Source organism: Fretibacter rubidus (genome assembly GCF_041429785.1).
Lineage (GTDB): Bacteria > Pseudomonadota > Alphaproteobacteria > Caulobacterales > Maricaulaceae > Fretibacter > Fretibacter rubidus.
The window spans coordinates 2,563,095-2,580,959 of sequence record NZ_CP163423.1; the positions used below are offsets into that span (position 1 = coordinate 2,563,095).

A 17,865-nucleotide genomic window follows, 5' to 3' on the forward strand; every position below is an offset into this window, starting at 1 on the left:
CCAAAGGACATTCGTCATGATAAGAGCCCTTAGGCGCATAATATTTGCTGTCGTGGCTTTATACAGCTTAGCCCTGCTCGCTTTATATTTTGGGCAGCGTGCCGTGCTTTATATTCCGCCTGATATCTATTTGACGCCGAACGGCGTAGAGCTAGAGAGCGCAGTAGAAATTACTGTATCCCCAGAATCAAATGACATAATGGGGTGGTGGATCGCGCCCAAAAGCGAGACCGCCCCTGTGGTCATATATTTTCACGGTAATGGCTCTGCCGTGTTTTCAGCTTCAGAAATTTACCGTAGCTTTGAGCAACAAGGTTACGGCGTTTTTGCTTTGGCCTATCCGGGCTATCCGGGACGTCGCGGAAAACCGACGCAAGATAGCCTTACGCAAGCCGCGATAGACGGATATGATTACGTGCGTGCTTATGGCATTAATGCCGACCGAATTGTATATTACGGGACGTCTTTAGGGGCGGGTGTTGCTGCGCAATTAGCAGGTGAACGCCGTCCCGCGATAATAATAATGGAAGCGCCGTTCACATCAGCCGCTGATATGGCGCAATTACGCTTCCCGATATTTCCAGCGGGTGCTTTAACAAAAGATAAGTTTCAGACGACCAAAGCCTTAGCAGGGACCAACACGCCAATAATCTGGATACACGGGACGAATGACCAGGTGATACCCTTTCAAATCGGGCAAAACTTATTTGACGGTTATGACGGCCCTAAAACAGCTTATAAGATTGAAGGCGGGAAGCATAATAACCTTTGGTATAAGGGTGGCGACGCCGTCATTCTTGAAGTGTTGGCAGCCTTGCAAAACGACTTATAATTTAGCCTTTATCGCAAACGACGATTAGTCTCAACGGCGGTTACAGTTACACGGAGTAATGCCGCTAGGTCTTTTAACTCTGCTTGCTCTGCGATATCGCACAATTCATTTAGCATATCAGCGATGTAATGCTCCGCGGCATCAGGGGGCAAAGTCAATCGCTGCCGCGTCTCGGATGGTTCCAGCCCTGTGTCTTCATTCATTACATACCCCAATTATATTACACCTTTTAAGTGCATTATATATATTTACAGTCAATTAATATCAAGAGACAAGTTTACGACAAGACAACGCTATTCATAGGGGACTTCACGGATAACAGTCACGATGAGTTGACATCGCGCTTCGTTTCGCCCACATGAGCGCTCGAATTTGAACGCGATATAGGCTGCTTACAGACCACATTTTGCGTATTGGGATAGGTAAATCATGAATTTGGTTATTGTTGAATCGCCCGCTAAAGCCAAAACGATCGAGAAATATCTCGGCAAGGATTACAAGGTGTTAGCCAGTTTTGGCCATGTCCGTGACCTGCCTTCCAAAAATGGCTCTGTGCGTCCCGAAGATGATTTTGCGATGGAATGGGCGGTCGATACTAAATCGAAATCACGCATCAAAGATATTACCGACGCGCTTAAAAATTCTGATAAACTTATTCTCGCGACCGACCCAGACCGTGAAGGCGAAGCCATTAGTTGGCACCTCCTCGAGGTTTTGAATAAGAAAAAAGCCCTGAAGGGCAAAGATATTGAACGTGTTGTCTTTAACGCGATTACAAAAAAATCTGTCACCGATGCTATCGCTAACCCGCGCCAGCTTGACCAAGAATTGGTTGATGCCTACCTCGCGCGCCGCGCGCTAGATTATCTTGTTGGCTTTACGTTATCACCTGTGTTGTGGCGCAAATTGCCCGGCGCACGCTCTGCGGGGCGTGTTCAGTCTGTTGCCCTGCGTTTGATTTGTGAACGCGAAACAGAAATTGAAAACTTTAACCCGCAAGAGTTTTGGACGATCGACACCATAATCGATACCAAACGCGGCGCACCCTTTGCAGCCAAATTGGTCAGCCTTGAAGGGGAACGCCTAGATAAATTCAGCTTGAATAATGAAGGGCTAGCAACGGCGGCGAAAGCCAAAGTTGATAGTGCAGATTTATCTGTCAAATCAGTTGAAGCCAAACCCGTACAGCGCAAGCCGCAACCGCCTTTTCAAACCTCAACACTGCAACAAGAAGCCAGCCGCAAGTTGGGCTTTTCAGCCACCCGCACCATGCAAACTGCGCAACGCCTATATGAGGGTATCGATATTGGCGGCGAGACGGTCGGCCTGATTACCTATATGCGGACAGACGGTATCTCTATGGTCGGCGAAGCGCTGAGCGAATGTCGGGACGTGATTAAAAATGATATTGGCGCGGCCTATTGCCCAAAAGACCCGCGTGAATACAAGACAAAAGCCAAGAACGCGCAAGAGGCCCATGAAGCGATTCGCCCAACAAGTTTTGAGCGTCATCCCGATAAGGTAAAATTATCGGGTGACCAGAAAAAGCTCTATGAGCTAATCTGGAAACGCGCCATGGCGAGCCAAATGGAAAATGCACGTATGGAGCGCACGACCATTGAAATCGCTGATGCTGCCAATACCGTTGGCCTGCGCGCGACCGGCTCTGTCATACGGTTTGACGGCTTCCTGAAGGTCTATGAAGAAACCAAAACGTCAACCGATGGTGATGATGACGAAAGTGCAACGCTGCCCCCTGTAGAAGCGGGTGATGCCGCGAAAGCAGATGAGGTGAAAGCAGATCAGCATTTCACTCAGCCCCCGCCGCGTTATTCGGAAGCCAGCCTTGTTAAGAAAATGGAAGAGCTGGGCATTGGTCGCCCGTCAACTTACGCCTCTATTTTGAAAGTTCTGCAAGACCGCGGTTACGTCAATTTAGACAAGCGCCGCTTTACCCCTGATGACAAAGGCCGTTTGGTTACGTCCTTCCTAGAAAACTTCTTTTCACGCTATGTCCAATATGATTACACGGCGGATTTGGAAGAACGCCTTGATAAAGTCTCGGCGGGAGAGCTTGATTATAAAACATTGCTCGGTGATTTCTGGAAACAGTTTGCCGCCACTGTTGACGAGACGAAAGAACTGCGTGTCACCCACGTGCTCGACGCGCTGAACGACGCGCTACGGCCGTTAATTTTCCCCGATAAAGAAGATGGCTCTGACCCGCGCAAATGTACAAGCTGTGACGACGGGGAACTCTCTTTAAAGCTTGGAAAATTCGGCGCTTTTGTTGGATGTTCCAATTATCCAGAGTGCAAATTCACGCGCCCCTTTGGTGATGGGAATGACCCCAATGCCGATAATGAAGATACAATGCTTGGCGCACATCCTGACATGGCTGGCGAGGTCTGGCTGAAAACAGGCCGTTTTGGCCCTTATGTTGAACTCAAGACAGAGCCTGATCCGGAACTTAAGAAACAGCCAAAACCCAAACGCACAAGCTTGCCGAAAAATTGGCCGTATAATGAAATGACCCTCGACAAAGCCGTGCAGCTGTTATCCTTGCCCCGTGAAATTGGGGAACACCCCGCCGAGGGCGGGATGATTACGGGCGCCTTGGGTCGTTACGGGCCATATATCTTGCATAACGGTACCTATGCCAATGTCCCGACTGCGGACGAAATGTTTGAGGTTGGGCTTAACCGTGCGGTGGATTTAATTGCGGAGAAACGCGCCAATCCCGGCCGTGGGCGCTCGGCGGGAACCGTGCTAAAAGACCTTGGTCTGCATCCATCAACAGAAAAACCTGTGAAGATTATGGACGGTCGCTACGGCCCCTATGTGAAATATGAAAAAATCAACGCGACAATCCCAAGCGGCACAAAGCCAGAGGATGTCAATATTGACATGGCGCTAGAATATATCGCCGAGAAGGAAGCCAAAGGCACGCGTAAAAAGAAAAAGCCAGCCGCAAAAAAGAAGCCCGCAGCGAAAAAGAAACCAGCGGCCAAGAAAAAACCGGCTGCAAAAAAGACAGCGGCTAAGAAGACGACAACTAAAAAAACTTAAACCCCACGGGTCTTGCCAGTATTTTGTTGTCATTCTATCCCAAGGCCTGCGCCTTTAGGAGTTTAGCGTAAGCCCCGCCTCGTTTTTTGGATAATTGCGCGTGGGTGCCGCTCTCTATTATTTTGCCGCCGTCCATCACATAAATGCAGTCTGCATTTTTAATCGTCGAGAGGCGGTGAGCGATGACAATTGTTGTGGGTCCCTTGGCGAGACGGTCAAGCGCGGCCTGCACTTTGGACTCGGATTGCGTGTCCAGCGCAGAGGTCGCCTCATCAAGCAACAAGATAGGCGCGTCACGCAAAAAGGCGCGCGCAATAGCAATCCGTTGGCGCTGCCCCCCTGATAAAGAGCCCCCGTCTTCCCCGATGATGGTGTTGTAACCGTCAGGCAAAGACACAATAAAATCATGCGCGTCAGCAGCTTTAGCAGCAGTTATAATATCGTCTTGGCTGGCGTTTTGGTCACCAAAACCAATGTTGGCTGCAACCGTGTCGTTAAACAATGTCACACCTTGGGAGACGAGCGCCATGGCACCGCGAAGACTGTCCGTTGTAGTATCGCGCACATCAATACCGTCAATTTTGACCTTCCCAGCGCTCACGTCATAAAGGCGCGGAATAAGGTTCATGACTGTTGTCTTACCCCCACCCGATGCCCCAACCAAGGCAATGGTCTGCCCAGGTTTAACAGAGAAGCTCACCTCTTGAATGGCCATAGTGCCGTCAGTATAGGCGAATGAGACGTCCTCAAAACTAATCGCGCCACGGGGGTTTGACAGCGTTTGCGCATCCGCTTTGTCCACAATCAGCGGACGCTCATCAATAACAGTAAAAATACGCGCAAGCGCGGAGAGACCTTCTTGCACGACATTATTAAGCGTACCCAGTGCACGAATACGCGGCGCCGCCGTCAGCAGTAGCGTTAAAACACCGCCAATATCACCCGGCGTTGCTTGGCCAGCGCTATATTGATAAACCCCGAATATAAACACACCCGCAATGGCAAGGCCGCCAAAAACCTCGAGTATCGGATCAACACGGGCCTGCTCTGTGATAAGCTTCAAATAATAATTAATGCGCTTATCAAAGGCCTTACCGAGGCGCTTTTGCTCCGCCGCCTCAAGACCGTACGTCTTGACCATACGCGCCCCACCAAAGCTCTCTTGCAAGTTGGAGGTAATCACGCCGATATGACTTTGAACGTCTGTCGCATTCCCGCGCAAGCGTTTTGTAATGGTCACGATTGGCCACATCGCTAATGGGTAAATCAAAACAATAAGAACCGTGAGTTGCCAATTAATCACCAACATAGAGATGATAATAAACAAGACCGTCAAGCTATCGCGCACAAGATTTGAGACAGCGCGGATAAGGGCGTTGGACAAAACACTCACGTCATTGGTGAATTTTGAGACTAAATTGCCCACGGGTTCGCGGGCAAAACTGGCGTAGTCTGCAGCATGGGCGCGGGCGAACATTTGTTTTTGCAACGCGGCGATAACGTTAAGCGCAAGTTTATTCGTGAGGACCCGCTGCGCAAACATAGCGCCACCTGAAACCATTGTGACAACGATTAAGGCCGGCGCAATCAACAATGCGTATCGCTTAGCATTACTGGCCGCATCAGCCTCAGCCTGCAGTGCAACAGCGCTATCGATTATAAATTTGACCAAAAAGCCGTAAGCCGCTGTGGCGAGGGCCAAAAGTATCATAAAAAACGCAGCCGCAAGAAGCGTGTGTTTTTGTGGCCAGATAAAATCACGCCATAGTCGCGCAATCATCTGCCGATCCAGCGGCGGTGATTTTAGAGAGGTAGAGGGTGGTGTGGGATTAGCCAATGATGCCGTCTTTATCAGGATCAATTAATTCATGCGCGTGCAGAATAAAGTAACGCATGTGAGCATTGTCAACGGTGCGCTGGGCTGATGATTTCCACGCTTCATGGGCTTTCGCGTAATTGGGATAGGCCCCAACAAAATGGACCTTGGATAGGTCTATGAATTTTGTTTTCATCGGATCGACAAGCTCGCCGCCAAATACGATGTGTAATAATTCTGGTGTGTCTTCTGTTTTACGGTCGCTCATACGGGTCCCCAAATAGGCAAAATCTCGCGCTGGATTATCGCTGCGCGCGGCAGCGTCAATCAAGCTTTTCATGCGTGTCTTTATCAAAGGCATCAGCTTCGCGCCAGCACAAATAACGCCTGTTTGTGATGTACCCTCGCGGTCGTACCGAAAGGGTTTACCGTAAAGGTCAGTCACTTGCGCGCCCGATTCTGTTGCAATCAGGGCGGCGGCCGCTACGTCCCAATCTGATTTTGGCGTAAAGGCAACGGTGGCGTCCGCCTGCCCACAGGCCACAAGCGCAATGCGGTAGGCCATGCTATTAGCGATATGCACATTCATCGCGGGCCAGCCTTGGCGACGAAATTTACGCGGATAGCCAATCATGCGGCACCCTTCTAGCTCTGCGCGCGAGCTTGGCTTAATCGCCTCCCCGTTCAGCGCTGCGCCGCCGCCTTTGGTCGCTGTAAACAACTCCTCGGTCAGCGGATTATACAGCGCGCCAACAACAGATTGTCCGTCTTCAATAATAGCGATTGAGACGGCAAAGTTAGCACTGCGGTCAATAAAGGCCCGCGTTCCGTCAATGGGGTCAATGACAAATGTACGCGGGCAGGACCGCCGCGAATAATCATCTTTAGTTTCTTCTGATAGCCAACCGTAATTGGGCCGCGCCCGCATCAGAACATCGCGCAGATAATCATTCACCGCAATATCGGCATCCGTCACGGGATGGTTGCCAGCTTTGTCCCAAACCTTGCTATCATTTGCGTGAAAGGCATCGCGCGCAATTGCGCCGCCGTGCAAAATAGCCTCTTTGATTAACGCAAGGTCATCAGTGAGTGGCAGGCATATGTCTTTACTCTCCGGCAAGTGTCATGCCTTCGATGCGCAGGCTCGGCGCGACCATACTACCGTCAAATACCAAATCATTGGCAGGGGTCAGTGATTTATACATATCACGTAAATTACCCGCGATTGTTACCTCAGACACGGCATGGGCGCGCGCGCCGCCTTCAATCTTAATCCCAGAGACGCCAACGGAATAATCACCTGTATTGGGGTTTAATGACGGGCCGAACATATCCGTGACCAATAAGCCTGTTTCAATCTCAGCCATCAAGACAGCAGGGGACAACTGACCGGGCTGCATATAAACATTGGTTGCGCCCACACCAGGCGGCCCGCCAATACCCCGCATGGCATGGCCAGTCGTTTTAAGGCCCAATTGTTTGGCCGTGCCAGAATTAAGTAACCACGTCGTCAAAACACCGTTATCAATTAACGCGCGGCGTTTGACTTTGACACCCTCACCGTCCCACGGTCGCGATGCATGACCGCGCCGCTTCAGCGGGTCGTCAATAATTTCTATATCGCTTGCAAAAATAGGCGTGTTGATCGCGTCTTTCAAAAATGATGTGCCGCGTGCAATGGATGTTCCACTTATGGCGTTAATCAAGGCCGACAGCAAAGAGCCCGCAACGCGCCGCTCGAAAATCACGGGCATAGCCGATGACGGTAGTTGTTTCGCCCCTAGGCGCGCTACAGCCCGTGTCGCTGCGTCCATGCCAATAGAACTGATAGACGGCAGGTCTTCTAACCACCGCGTGCCCTCTGATGCGTAATCGCGTTCCATATGACCGTCGCGTTCGGCGATAGCCATACCGCCCGTGCCGTGGCGTGAAGACCGCCAGCCATTTTCAAAGCCGTGGCTGGTTTTAAAATAAATCGCAGATGTCGACCAACTGGCAGAGCAGCCTTCGGCTTGGGAGACACCGTCTACAGAGGCAATTGTGGCTTCCATCTCTAGCGCACGGTCTTTTAACATTTCTGGGCTCATGACATGAGCGTCAAACAAACCCAAATCAGGCGGTGATATTTCTAGCAAGGACGCATCCGCCAGTCCGCAATAAGGATCTTCGGGCGCGAGGCGGGCCATAGCGACAGCCCGCTCTGCAAGCTTATCAAGTGACGCGTCTGATAAATCAGAGCTTGAGACAGACGCCTGACGCGCGCCAATAATAACGCGCAGGCCAATGTCTTTGCCTTCGCTATTATCGACATCTTCTAGATCTTTATCGCGCACAGCCACAGATAATGACCGCCCATGGGTCGCAATGACATCCGCGTGCTCGGCCCCGTAATGCATAGCCTTTGACAGCAACCTGTCCAAAACGGGAGCAAGGTCACGGTGATCAAGCGGTGCGTCCGCTTTGATATCTGATAATGCGTTCATTAGGCCGCAACGATTAAAAACAGAATAGTGCCGGCCATGCCGACATAAGATAGCATGGTCAGGATTGTGCCAATAAAGCGACCTTTGCCCGATTTACCTTTTTCAGACATACCAAAAGCATGGGCGATACGCCCCAACGTAATCGCAAGTCCAAAGCCGTGCAGCACTATCGGCACAATCGCAAAGCTATGGACGTTAGACACCATGGCCAAGGCCAATAAACCGATAAGAAGCAATGGTGCATTTTCTGTGAAATTGCCATGAGCGCGAATACGGGCAAAAAGAATAGGATCCCCGCCATCGCCTAGATTCACCTTTTTGGCAATCCGTTGTCCGCCAACCCGGAACATAAGAAAAGGCGCAATGAGTAAGTTTAGCGCAACATAAAGCGCAACGATTTGAAAGAGGGTCATAGTAATCTCCGAATATGTGTTATCTACGTTTGGGCGATGTTTTGGACGGCTTGCCGTAACGCATTAGCGTGATGTTGCGCGGGTTGTGCCCCCTGCACAGCGTATTGTCTATTATAAATAAAGGTCGGCACACCCGATATCCCCAATGTTTGAAAATGCGTGATATCTGCACTAACCTCGGCCTTGTCGCGCTCTGTTGATAGAAGTTCCGCTGTCAGCGTTTTATCGAGGCCAACGTTGCCCGCCAAATCGGCCAATACGGCGGTATCACCGACGTCCCTTTGATCAGTGAAAAACGCTTTGAACAGAGCTTCGGCCATTTCTGTACCCAACCCCTGCCCGCTTGCCCACCGTATCACGCGGTGCGCGTTTAGCGTATTGGGGCGCATGGGAATACTGCTGAATTGAAAGTCTATACCTAATTGAGGCCCTATCTCTTCGAGGTGGGCACGCATGGCTTTAAACTTATCCGACGGCCCGTCACCAAATTTGGCTTTCATATAATCACTATAGGGCACTCCGCCTTGCGGGACATGAGGGTCGAGCATATAGGGATGCCAGTTCAAGGTAATAGCAAAAGGCATATAGTCTTTGGCTTGCAGGAAATAGCGCAGGCCAACCCAGCACCACGGACAGACAATATCAGAGACGATATCGACCTCTAGCGGTTTCGGACCCGCGCTCATGGTTCAACATTCCCAGCGGCAGTATCGAAAAACTTCAAGACCGCGTTAATTTCGTCCTCGCTCATACCACGTGAGAGACGTTCGTTAAAATCACGAAAATCATTCATCACAGTTTCGCGCAACGCCCAACCATCACCCGTCAAAGATACTGTTTTGGCGCGACCATCATCACTGCCATTACCACGCATCACCAAGCCCGCTCTTTCCATACGCGTCACTAAGCCCGTTATTGCAGAGTTATTGCGCCCCGTGCCGTCTGCCAATTCAGATAAGCGGCAATTATCATGATAACCCAAATAAATCAGCACAGCCGCTTGGGACGTCCCAACACGAGAGCGCGCTGCAAGGTGATTATCAGCGGCCTTGGCAACTCGCGTGTGGGCGCGGTCAAACATGAAAAACAAACGTCTATCAACGGGGCGGGCTATGGCCATATGACTCTCCTATGCATGCTGTGTTACGCATGTGAAGCAGCCCTGTCAAAGCACCGTGTGAAAGCAACATTCCCGTCAGGCGCTATGTGGCTTTACCTTGGTCAAATCCCAGCGTAGTCTCAAAAACTTAGGGAGTTAATTATGCGCGTCATCATAAGTTTGTTTATCGGTTTTATATTAGTTGCTTGCGCGCCTTCTGGCACTGGCAGTTCGTCTAAAGCTGGCGATATGTTCGCGGGCATGGATCACCGCCCCGGGTTCATCGATCTTTATGTCGATACAGATGAGAACCGGGTTTACGCCAAACTGCCCGACGCCAATGAAGACGGAGAGATTTTACGCCTTATCCATACCGCACGCCTTACTGCTGGCCTCGGGTCAAATCCCGTTGGGCTAGACCGGGGGTGGGGTGACAGCGGTAAGGTTGTTGTGTTTCGCAAAATGGGAAACCGTATCATCCTAGAGGCGGAAAACCTGTCTTACCGCGCGAGCCCCGATAACCCACTGGAAGAGCGCGCGGTGCGTGAGAGCTTCGCCCCTTCATTTCTTGCAAGTTTTGATATTCGCAAATCTGGCGACGACTCTGTTATTGAATTAACAGAATTTCTCCAAAGCGATGTCCTCAACCTCGTGCAATATCTTAAGGACGCGGATCAAGGTAATTTTAGCATCGCCAAAGACCGTACATTGGTTGATACAAATAACTTGTTTTCCTTCCCGGATAATAATGAAATTGATGTCTTCTTCACGCTTAGTAGCTCCAAGCCTGGGCGCGAAGTGCGAACAACAGCGGCCAATGGCCTCGACGCGACCTTAATACAGCACCACAGTTTTGTGCGGCTGCCAGAGCAAGGTTATGGAATCCGCAAATCCGACCCGCGCGCAGGCGCAATTGAAGAAGTGCATTATGACTATAGCGCGGCTCTTGATGCCCCGATTGAAACGCGCCTCGCGCGGCGTTACCGCTTGCAAAAAGATGCTGACGGCAAGACCATTAATCCCATTATTTTTTATATTGATAGCGGCGCGCCCGAACCGATCCGTAGCGCCCTTGTTGACGGCGCACGCTGGTGGGAAGACGCGTTTGCAGCGGCAGGTTATCCCGATGGTTACCGCGTTGAAATTCTGCCAGAAGACGCGCACCCGCTAGATATTCGTTATAATGTTGTACAATGGGTCCACCGCCAAACACGCGGTTGGAGTTACGGCGGCGGTGTATCTGACCCGCGCACAGGCGAAATGCTAAAGGGGCATGTTAATCTTGGCAGTCTTCGCGTTCGCCAAGACCGCATGATTTTTGAAGGCCTGGTCGGGACCGCCAAAACTGGCACTGGCTCGGATGATGACCCAATTGAATTGGCGCTTGATCGTATCCGTCAATTATCCGCCCATGAAGTTGGTCACGCCCTTGGCTTTGCCCATAATTTCGCCGCTAGCACCTATAACAAGGGCTCGGTCATGGATTACCCAGCGCCTGATGTGCGCGTCACTGACGGCCAAATTGATTTCAGCCAAACCTACGGCGTCGGTATTGGCGAATGGGATGAATTTGCAGCGGCGTGGTTATACGGCGATACGACAGAGGCGGAACGCGAGTTGCTCGTCCAAGACGCGCTCAGCCGTGGTCTTTTATATGTGGCCGATACAGATGCGCGCTCTGTTGGCACGTCCCACCCCAAAGGTAATGTGTGGGATAATGGTGCCAATCCAGTCGACGGGCTTAAGACCGCAATGGACGTACGCGAAATTGCGCTTGAAAATTTCGGTGTTGACCGGATTGTAGAAGGCCAACCTTTGTCAGATTTGAATAAAGTCATAGTACCGATTTATCTGTATCACCGTTACCAAACGGCGGCTGCCGCCAAAGTCTTAGGCGGAGCTTCCTTTAATTATGCTTTGCGAGGGGACGGGCAGGCGACCATGGAAATTGTCGCGCCGCGAGAGCAGCGCGCCGCGCTAGACGCGTTATTATCCACGTTAGACCCGAAAGCCTTGGATATACCAGACGCAACGCTAGAGCTATTGATGCCGTCGCTCGTCAGCTATAGTTTTGCTGATAGTGACCGCGAGTTGTTTCGCCGCACGGCTTATCCCGCTTTTGACGTGACGGCTGCGGCTGACACAGCGGCGGATTTGACATTTGACGCCTTGTTAGACCCGCGCCGCGCAGCACGGTTAGTGGAGTTTAATCGTCGTGACCGTGCCAACCCAAGCCTAGAGACTGTATTAGAAGCCACGCATAGATATGTCATGAACCAACCCCTATCGGGCCGTACGGGCGAAATTTCCAAAGCAGTACAAACACGATTTGCCTATGCGTTGATGGATTTAGCCAGCGGCAGCAATACGCCTGCTGTGCAGTCACGTGCTTACGCCGCCCTTGCCAAGGTTGGGCAAGCATCAAAGGCACGCGGTGATGATCACGGTGTGTGGTTATCAGAACAAGTTAAAGGATTTTTGGATACGCCGCGTAAATCCGTTGAGCCTGTTGTGAAGTCCAAAACCCTACCGCCGGGCGGGCCAATCGGACAAGGCGGTATTCATAACGGTATATTAGAAACATGCTGGCATTGCGATTAATATATCCAAACTAGCCCCGTCGTCTGCCCCGTCTGGCGTCTTGGCCAAATGTATAGACCCAGAATATACCGCCAAAGGCTTGTGTTGGACTGCCCCGTTCTGTGACAAGCGGTGCGTCTTTGGCGTCACCCATTAATTGGCTAAGCGACCCTTGTAAGAATATGGCGCTGCGCTCGGACACGGGGGCGGTCGCACTCAGCGATAAGCCTACGGAATAAAGTCCGCCAGAGGCACGATATTGTGACAGGCCACTGGCTACTGATTGCACGGTCGTGACGCCGTAATAGGCGTTCATATAATCGCTATCACCGAAGTTCAGGCTCGGCCCAATGCTTATCCGAATTGGCGGGCCGTAGCCGCGAATGGACGTGTTGTAGCGCGCCGATAGCTCGCCGACGAATCCGTCATGTCCGCCCAGCCCTTGCCGGGCTGCCGCGCTAATACGCCAATTCTCACGGCTGTAGCTGACCGTACCGCCCAGCTCAATTGTCCTGCTTACATCACCCAATCCAATGAGGTCTGTTGTTTGCTTGCCCGCTATTTGAAACGGCGCGTCACCGTCTTCTTCGCGGTCAGAAGTAAACTTCGCGGTAGAGACAACGCTAAATCCGCCTTCGTCAAAGAGTTTCAAATTGGCCCCTTCAGGAATAGAGGCATAGAAGACATCATCATAGGTGACCCGCGCAAAGGGCAAGGCCAGAACTGCATAATCATCATCACCGCTATAATGGGGCGCAAGCGCGACACCGCCACCCAGGCTCAGCCCCCATTTGGTGTCATCCGCATTCGCTGTATGTGTTATGAGGAGGCTACAAAAGCCCAAGAGTAAAATGCGCATAACAATATCCTTTTGAAAGGATACGGCTAACAAATGTGCTTGGTTTAAACTGGTGACCTTGGAAATACAGTTTGCTAGCGGCCGGTGACTAACTCTTTGGCGCGGCGGGCGTCTTGGCCAAAGGCGCGCACCCAAAACACGCCTGCAAAGGCTTGGGTGCTACTGCCACGTTGCTGGATTAGCGGAGCATCTTTCGCATCGCCCGAGAGTTCCCGCAAAGAGCCATACAGAATAAAGGCGCTTTTCTCTGATGTTGGAACAAAGGCAAGCGTGTTGATACCAATACTATAAATACCGCCGCTTGTACGGTATTCTGGAAGGCCAGAGCCAATGGATTGTTCGGGTGTTACGCCGTAATAAGTTTGCAATAAATCCGCTTCGCCGAACTTAATATTAGGTGTGAGGAAGACGGCGATAGGTGTTTCGCCAGCTTTGAAAATCTTGCGGTAACTGACCGACGCATCACCGATTAACGCGCCGTGTCCACCAACACCTTGGCGCACACTGCCGTTAAACGATATTGGGCCAGCGTCATACCCAAGTGCACCGCCGAGTTCGACTGACGGCTTGATATCGCCAAGCCCAAGAAGGTCATCGGTTGAACTTCCCGATACCGCGAAGAAGCTTTTGCCGTCTTCACCACGCGGAAAGGCCATTTCGGCTTTGGCGGTCACGGTCCAACCGTCCTTGTCATAGAGGCGGTAGTTAGCGCCCTCTGGTACGCTCACCCAGAAATTATCACCGTATGACGCCCGTGCAAATGGAAGCGCACGCACGCGGTAAGCGTCATCACCCGTGTAATTGGGCGAAACATAGGCCCCTGCCCCAGCAATCAGACCCCATTTGCTGTGGTCATAATTTGAAAAATCAGGCAGCAAATCACGAAAAAATGGCTTTGATGCTGTTTGAGCCAATGCAGGAGATGCACCTACGCATAGGGCCAGAGCCGTAACGGCGATTGATTTTATTATGAAACGACCCATTTTATTCCTTATCATCACATAGCTAACATAGATAAGCGCAATTCGTTCCATAACAATTGCCGAGATATTAAAAAAAGACAACTCACTTCACGTTGCGTGTTCAAAGCGTGGGTATATTGACCGGTTTTGTGAGGATGGCTTGGGGCTAATGCGTGAACCTCGCCTTTGAGCTCTGAGATCAATCCTCAAGATTCATGACACGGCTATGCCGATTAATGTCTTGTTGTTGCCCCTGCCAGGGGCTTTATTTTTTAAATTAGGTCCACAGGAGCTAATGTTCGGCAAAGCCGATCAAAAACAAAGCCCCCACCACAGTATGGCGGGGGCTCGTTTTAAGTTTGGGTCTAACGGGACGTCGTGCCCGCTTTGCCGGTAAGATATTCGGTACCCAATTTCGCTTTTACGAAAGTACTGATTTAACAGCTTCGGGCAGACCCCTCAAAAAAGATAAACAATTCACACCTCCTTTCATAACGCGGTCGGACATCCGACGGCTTCCAATAAACAAAGTGTCTCCTAAAAAAGACAGTTTTGCAATCAAGAAATTTTATGAAATTTCAAAGGCTCTTAACCCGCTATTTACCATGACGCACCGAATATGCTGCGCTCAATGGAGCCCGTCTTTAGCGCTTCGCGTTAAGTCCGACACCGCAATCAGCGCCCCAATTGGCAAATGTTGCATTGGGTTCAGGCATAATCACCTGATGCGTTTCGCCCTTATAACTGACCTCGACCTTATTACGTAGGATGATATGATTATAAAATTCCATCGCTGGGCGAGTGTTTAGCGCATAAAGAGCTTTATTTTTTTTCTTATAAGACCACTTTTCACGCTCTTGCTTCTCGCCATTAACAAACACATCGACTTTCGCTGTCCGTGTGCCGCTTTTGGTGAAGGGTTCGCGGTAAATATCGGCTGGCATCATATCTGACCACGTCAGAGCCATTTGCATTTGACCGTCAACACAGGCCAAAGCCATTTGACCGGGTTGTTCCAGTGACGGCACTTGAATAATTTCCAATACGACTGTTTGTTGCCCTGCTTTTTTTCGTGTGCCTGTTTGCGTATTATTTCGGAGTAAACGCCACGTCATAGTGAACAAACCCCAAGGACGCATGTTATCGTCAATTGCAGGGGCCTCAATCACTTGCACGATGTCATCATTCGTTTGACTATGTACTGAGGCGGCAACGGTAAAAGCGAAGACAGAGATAAGGGAAAGTGATAAATTACGCATAAAAAAGGCCTAGCAATGTGCCAGGCCTTTGTCAGCTATAAATTGCAGGAAATATTTTTACGGTCTAGGCATCTGGAATGAAGTCTAGTGCAATACCGTTATTACAATAACGTAGTCCCGTTGGTGCGGGGCCGTCTTTGAATACATGGCCTTGATGACCACCGCAGCGTGAACAGTGATATTCTGTGCGGGCCATAAATAGCTTACGATCAACTTTGGTATCTAAACTTCCTGGAATAAAATCGTAAAAGCTTGGCCAGCCTGTGCCTGATTCGTATTTTGTTTCTGATTTGAACAGAGGCAGCGCGCAGCCTGCGCAGACAAATGTACCGTCGCGCTTTTCAGCATTCAGCGGTGATGTCCCTGCCCGCTCTGTGCCTTCTTCGCGCAGCACATAATATTCCATATCGGTCAACCGGTCTTTCCACGCGGCGGGGGTCATATTGGCCCATTCATTATCGCTCATATTTACATCCTTTGCCGTCTTTGCATCAGTCGTCATATCATCTGCTTTGGTTGTTGTGCCTGTGCAAGCCGCTAATGAGAAAGCCGCAGCGCCCAGACCAAGATTACGTCGTGTTAGCATGATAAACTCCTTCGTGTTTATTCTATTACTAACGTAATACGCATAAGAGTGGGAACAAGTTGCCATCACGAAGAGGTGATGGTCACAACCAAGGTGCATCCTCAAATATATTACCGTGCAAGGTGTAGCCTATTATCAAAAGCCCTATTATTAAATAAATACCAGCCCAGAAGTTAGATTTGAAAATTACTAGGGCTTTCGTGTCACCATGTGTTTTCATTTCTTTTAACTGATGATTGAGATGATATCCAAATCCAGCAAGCGCGCAAAGAATTGGGGCCCAGAAAAATATCAAAGCACCCATATCGCTCTCGTAAAGACTGAATAAAACGCTTACGCAGATAGCAATAAATGCTGCGAGATAGGACAGGCTAAGACCAGTTATTAATTTACTCCCAAACCGCCGCGCCGTGCTCTTCACGCCAATCATGGCGTCGTCTTCTATATCTTGGCAGGCATAAATCGTATCATAGCCGACCGTCCAAAAAATCAGGCCGAGATAGAGAATAAAGAGCGATCCACTGACTACCCCTGTTTTTGCAGCGTAAGCGACCAGCACCGCCCAGTTAAAGGTCATACCCAGCCAAACCTGCGGCCACCACGTTATGCGTTTCATAAACGGATAGGCGGCGACAAGCGGGATAGAGGCGAGCGCGATAATCTGCGCGAGGCGCGGGAGGCATAACAGCACAACCAACCCAACGCCGCATTGCGCGAACAGCCATATCCACGCCTGTTTCGTTGTGACTGCCCCCGCAGGCAGAGGCCGCAAGGCCGTGCGGTCAACTTGCGCGTCCAAATCTTGGTCGACGATATCATTATAGGTGCACCCCGCGCCGCGCATGGCAACCGCCCCGATGAGTATAAATACCGCCCATTTCAAATCACTTTGCGCAAACCCCACACCAAGGCTCGCAAAGGCCAGTCCAATCCATCCAGGCAAGGTCAAAAGCCAATAGCCCACAGGACGGTCAAGCCTGGACAATTGTAGATAAGGCTGCATCCTTTCTGGCGCCTTGTAAACCCAATGGGATTTGGACGCGTCTTTAATAACGTTGCTCATAACGAACCTTATCGTTTTCATTTCCAAAAGGATAGTAAGCGCGCTAACAATAGGGCGCATGAGAGAAAATTACACATTAACCCGGCTTTATGTCGATACACCGTTGAACGCTGGGGCCGCCGTCACGCTAGAGCCTGCGCAGGCGCATTATCTAGGCACGGTCTTGCGTAAATCTGTAAGCGACACTGTGCGGATATTTAATGGTCATGACGGTGAATGGGCGGCAGAGATTAGTATGCTATCAAAACGCGGCGGCAGTTTAATCGTAACAGATCCGCTGCGCCGTCATCATGATGCCCCTGATATTTGGCTTGTCTTCGCGCCTGTTCGCAAACACCGCACAGCCTTTATTTTTGAAAAAGCGACAGAGCTTGGCGTATCAAAGTTTGTGCCTGTCATTACCGCGCGCACCCAATTTGCGAAATTAAATACCGACAAAGCGCGCGCACAGATTATCGAAGCTGCCGAGCAAACGGAACGCCTTGATTTGCCGGAGGTCGCAAAGCCGAAAAAGCTGGATAGTCTTTTGGACAACTGGGACAAAGGACGGCGCATTATATTTGCCGATGAGGCGGGCGGCGGGCACAGCGTATTGGATATTTTGCGCAACTATTCTGGTCCGTGTGCCCTATTAATTGGGCCAGAGGGCGGCTTCACAGAGGCTGAACGCGACAGACTTTTAAATATGGATTGCGTCGATGCTGTCTCGCTTGGGCCGCGTATTTTGCGCGCTGATACGGCGGCGATTTCTTTATTGACGCTTTGGCAATCCGCCCAAGGGGATTGGTAGGTAACACCCTTGCTAATCTTTATAATTGCGCGCAGTCTAGCCTAAAGGGGATTT

Annotated in this window: 16 protein-coding genes; 4 read left to right on the top strand and 12 right to left on the bottom strand. The window is 50.6% G+C overall.

What is annotated here, in order from left to right:
• Window positions 1-16 precede the first annotated feature (16 nt).
• Entirely contained in the window at window positions 17-832 is an 816-nt protein-coding gene (locus AB6B37_RS11760) for an alpha/beta hydrolase (RefSeq protein ID WP_371396001.1), read from the top strand.
• An 8-nt stretch (window positions 833-840) separates the two neighbouring features.
• Here the strand turns inward: AB6B37_RS11760 and AB6B37_RS11765 are convergent, their stop codons facing one another.
• Window positions 841-1,035, bottom strand: a complete 195-nt coding sequence (locus AB6B37_RS11765; RefSeq protein ID WP_371396002.1) for a hypothetical protein — start codon at window positions 1,033-1,035, stop codon at window positions 841-843.
• A 226-nt stretch (window positions 1,036-1,261) separates the two neighbouring features.
• Between AB6B37_RS11765 and topA the strand changes: the two genes are divergently transcribed.
• The gene (gene topA / locus AB6B37_RS11770; RefSeq protein ID WP_371396003.1) at window positions 1,262-3,901 is read left to right on the top strand and encodes a type I DNA topoisomerase; all 2,640 of its coding nucleotides are present in this window, start codon (window positions 1,262-1,264) and stop codon (window positions 3,899-3,901) included.
• A 34-nt stretch (window positions 3,902-3,935) separates the two neighbouring features.
• On the opposite strand, the gene AB6B37_RS11775 is transcribed toward topA, so the two are convergent.
• From AB6B37_RS11775 to AB6B37_RS11800, 6 genes are read right to left on the bottom strand one after another with little or no spacing between them, the layout of a single operon-like run.
• Entirely contained in the window at window positions 3,936-5,681 is a 1,746-nt protein-coding gene (locus AB6B37_RS11775; protein WP_371396004.1) for an ABC transporter ATP-binding protein, read from the bottom strand.
• 49 nt (window positions 5,682-5,730) lie between these two features.
• Window positions 5,731-6,837 carry an inositol monophosphatase family protein gene (locus AB6B37_RS11780; protein ID WP_371396005.1) on the bottom strand — a complete coding sequence of 369 codons (1,107 nt, stop codon included), beginning with the start codon at window positions 6,835-6,837 and terminating at the stop codon, window positions 5,731-5,733.
• Window positions 6,824-8,200, bottom strand: a complete 1,377-nt coding sequence (locus AB6B37_RS11785; protein ID WP_371396006.1) for a TldD/PmbA family protein — start codon at window positions 8,198-8,200, stop codon at window positions 6,824-6,826. The genes AB6B37_RS11780 and AB6B37_RS11785 overlap by 14 nt, the downstream gene beginning before the upstream one ends.
• Window positions 8,200-8,613 carry an MAPEG family protein gene (locus AB6B37_RS11790; RefSeq protein ID WP_371396007.1) on the bottom strand — a complete coding sequence of 138 codons (414 nt, stop codon included), beginning with the start codon at window positions 8,611-8,613 and terminating at the stop codon, window positions 8,200-8,202. Before AB6B37_RS11790 ends, AB6B37_RS11785 begins: the two co-directional genes overlap by 1 nt.
• A gap of 23 nt (window positions 8,614-8,636) precedes the next feature.
• A complete protein-coding gene (locus AB6B37_RS11795; RefSeq protein WP_371396008.1) occupies window positions 8,637-9,299 on the bottom strand; it encodes a DsbA family protein in 663 nt (220 codons plus the stop codon).
• Window positions 9,296-9,733, bottom strand: a complete 438-nt coding sequence (locus tag AB6B37_RS11800) for a MarR family winged helix-turn-helix transcriptional regulator (RefSeq protein WP_371396009.1) — start codon at window positions 9,731-9,733, stop codon at window positions 9,296-9,298. The genes AB6B37_RS11795 and AB6B37_RS11800 overlap by 4 nt, the downstream gene beginning before the upstream one ends.
• Window positions 9,734-9,874: 141 nt before the next feature.
• On the opposite strand from AB6B37_RS11800, the gene AB6B37_RS11805 reads away from it, so the two are divergent.
• Window positions 9,875-12,313, top strand: a complete 2,439-nt coding sequence (locus AB6B37_RS11805) for a zinc-dependent metalloprotease (RefSeq protein ID WP_371396011.1) — start codon at window positions 9,875-9,877, stop codon at window positions 12,311-12,313.
• Between the two features lie 10 nt (window positions 12,314-12,323).
• On the opposite strand, the gene AB6B37_RS11810 is transcribed toward AB6B37_RS11805, so the two are convergent.
• The 5 genes from AB6B37_RS11810 to ubiA form a co-directional block, all read right to left on the bottom strand.
• Window positions 12,324-13,151, bottom strand: a complete 828-nt coding sequence (locus AB6B37_RS11810) for a MipA/OmpV family protein (protein WP_371396012.1) — start codon at window positions 13,149-13,151, stop codon at window positions 12,324-12,326.
• A 74-nt stretch (window positions 13,152-13,225) separates the two neighbouring features.
• Window positions 13,226-14,185 (bottom strand): MipA/OmpV family protein, encoded by a 960-nt coding sequence (locus AB6B37_RS11815; RefSeq protein WP_371396013.1) that lies wholly within the window; start codon window positions 14,183-14,185, stop codon window positions 13,226-13,228.
• Window positions 14,186-14,757: 572 nt separating this feature from the next.
• A complete protein-coding gene (locus AB6B37_RS11820; RefSeq protein ID WP_371396014.1) occupies window positions 14,758-15,372 on the bottom strand; it encodes a hypothetical protein in 615 nt (204 codons plus the stop codon).
• Window positions 15,373-15,436: 64 nt separating this feature from the next.
• Window positions 15,437-15,958, bottom strand: coding sequence for a peptide-methionine (R)-S-oxide reductase MsrB (gene msrB, locus AB6B37_RS11825; RefSeq protein WP_371396015.1), 522 nt, complete (start codon window positions 15,956-15,958; stop codon window positions 15,437-15,439).
• A gap of 82 nt (window positions 15,959-16,040) precedes the next feature.
• Window positions 16,041-17,021, bottom strand: coding sequence for a 4-hydroxybenzoate octaprenyltransferase (gene ubiA, locus AB6B37_RS11830; protein WP_371396016.1), 981 nt, complete (start codon window positions 17,019-17,021; stop codon window positions 16,041-16,043).
• Between the two features lie 58 nt (window positions 17,022-17,079).
• Between ubiA and AB6B37_RS11835 the strand changes: the two genes are divergently transcribed.
• Window positions 17,080-17,811: a 16S rRNA (uracil(1498)-N(3))-methyltransferase gene (locus AB6B37_RS11835; RefSeq protein ID WP_371396017.1), complete on the top strand. Its 732-nt coding sequence runs from the start codon at window positions 17,080-17,082 to the stop codon at window positions 17,809-17,811.
• The last annotated feature ends 54 nt before the right edge of the window (window positions 17,812-17,865 follow it).

What these genes read in the sequence shown, in the direction of transcription:
- AB6B37_RS11760 (WP_371396001.1), top strand. Translation starts at nt 17, where the DNA reads ATGATAAGAGCCCTTAGGCGCATAATATTTGCTGTCGTGGCTTTATAC.
- AB6B37_RS11765 (WP_371396002.1), bottom strand. Translation starts at nt 1,035, where the DNA reads ATGAATGAAGACACAGGGCTGGAACCATCCGAGACGCGGCAGCGATTG.
- topA (WP_371396003.1), top strand. Translation starts at nt 1,262, where the DNA reads ATGAATTTGGTTATTGTTGAATCGCCCGCTAAAGCCAAAACGATCGAG.
- AB6B37_RS11775 (WP_371396004.1), bottom strand. Translation starts at nt 5,681, where the DNA reads ATGATTGCGCGACTATGGCGTGATTTTATCTGGCCACAAAAACACACG.
- AB6B37_RS11785 (WP_371396006.1), bottom strand. Translation starts at nt 8,200, where the DNA reads ATGAACGCATTATCAGATATCAAAGCGGACGCACCGCTTGATCACCGT.
- AB6B37_RS11790 (WP_371396007.1), bottom strand. Translation starts at nt 8,613, where the DNA reads ATGACCCTCTTTCAAATCGTTGCGCTTTATGTTGCGCTAAACTTACTC.
- AB6B37_RS11795 (WP_371396008.1), bottom strand. Translation starts at nt 9,299, where the DNA reads ATGAGCGCGGGTCCGAAACCGCTAGAGGTCGATATCGTCTCTGATATT.
- AB6B37_RS11800 (WP_371396009.1), bottom strand. Translation starts at nt 9,733, where the DNA reads ATGGCCATAGCCCGCCCCGTTGATAGACGTTTGTTTTTCATGTTTGAC.
- AB6B37_RS11805 (WP_371396011.1), top strand. Translation starts at nt 9,875, where the DNA reads ATGCGCGTCATCATAAGTTTGTTTATCGGTTTTATATTAGTTGCTTGC.
- AB6B37_RS11810 (WP_371396012.1), bottom strand. Translation starts at nt 13,151, where the DNA reads ATGCGCATTTTACTCTTGGGCTTTTGTAGCCTCCTCATAACACATACA.
- AB6B37_RS11815 (WP_371396013.1), bottom strand. Translation starts at nt 14,185, where the DNA reads ATGGAACGAATTGCGCTTATCTATGTTAGCTATGTGATGATAAGGAAT.
- AB6B37_RS11820 (WP_371396014.1), bottom strand. Translation starts at nt 15,372, where the DNA reads ATGCGTAATTTATCACTTTCCCTTATCTCTGTCTTCGCTTTTACCGTT.
- msrB (WP_371396015.1), bottom strand. Translation starts at nt 15,958, where the DNA reads ATGCTAACACGACGTAATCTTGGTCTGGGCGCTGCGGCTTTCTCATTA.
- ubiA (WP_371396016.1), bottom strand. Translation starts at nt 17,021, where the DNA reads ATGAGCAACGTTATTAAAGACGCGTCCAAATCCCATTGGGTTTACAAG.
- AB6B37_RS11835 (WP_371396017.1), top strand. Translation starts at nt 17,080, where the DNA reads ATGAGAGAAAATTACACATTAACCCGGCTTTATGTCGATACACCGTTG.